Origin of the sequence: Xenorhabdus beddingii (assembly GCF_002127545.1) — a bacterium.
Lineage (GTDB): Bacteria > Pseudomonadota > Gammaproteobacteria > Enterobacterales > Enterobacteriaceae > Xenorhabdus > Xenorhabdus beddingii.
In genome coordinates, this window is the sequence record NZ_MUBK01000138.1 from 1 (window position 1) to 818 (window position 818).

Annotated in this window: 2 protein-coding genes and 1 pseudogene; all 3 read left to right on the forward strand. The window is 48.5% G+C overall.

Annotation, left to right across the window (positions count from 1 at the left end; genetic code table 11):
• Positions 1-201, forward strand: a pseudogene (locus Xbed_RS18895) (HNH endonuclease); the annotation flags it as partial.
• A gap of 119 nt (positions 202-320) precedes the next feature.
• Positions 321-674 (forward strand): phage terminase small subunit P27 family, encoded by a 354-nt coding sequence (locus tag Xbed_RS18900; protein ID WP_086114323.1) that lies wholly within the window; start codon positions 321-323, stop codon positions 672-674.
• Positions 671-818, forward strand: a 148-nt coding sequence (locus Xbed_RS20435) for a hypothetical protein (RefSeq protein WP_167371957.1), incomplete at its 3' end; no start/stop codon positions are given. The genes Xbed_RS18900 and Xbed_RS20435, both read left to right, overlap by 4 nt.

An 818-nucleotide genomic window follows, 5' to 3' on the forward strand; every position in this document is an offset into this window, starting at 1 on the left:
GATCACATTATCCCGATAGAGGGTGATAGTGATGTGTTGTTCTGGCCTGAATCCAACCATCAATCTTTATGCCACGCCTGCCATAACCGTAAGACCGTACAGACAGACCCGATCACCAAACAGAAGCGCAAGAACGGTGAGTATCGGAAGCAAGAAGCAGAAGCGGCAAGGTTGGTGAGTTGCGGAATAATAACCCAATGAAATAGAGGGGTGGGGGTAGCAAAAATGACAAATGCCCTGCTAAAAGGAACCGCCGCCTCCTCCAATTTTTACGCACGGCACTTTTTTTGAAAATAAAATCACAAGGAAAACAGAAGATTATGGCACGAGCACCCAAACCCCCGATGTATTTGAATGAGATTGCCGCCAGCCAGTGGAAAGCCAAGGCAAAAGCCTTAAGCGAACGGGAAGATCTGACCGCTGCTGATTGGAACAACTTGGAACTGTACTGCGTCAACTACGCCATTTACCGAAAGGCGGTGGCAGACCTTGATATGCGGGGCTTTAGCATTGTTAACAGCCAAGGCAGTGAAAGCCGCAATCCGTCACTGAGCGCCAAAGCGGACGCCGAAAAAATCATGATAAAAATGTCCTCGCTGCTGGGTTTTGATCCGGTATCACGGCGTAAAAATCCAGTGGAGACTGAGGAAGAGGACGAGTTAGACCGACTATGAACGCATGGGAGCAATACGCTTTTGATGTCGAAAACGGCAGAATTCCGGCCTGTAAACGGGTGAAACAAGCGGTGAAACGCTACTATAACGACCTGAATAGCCCGCTTTATCTGTTTGATTCGGAGGTTGTCGGGCGATTTATTG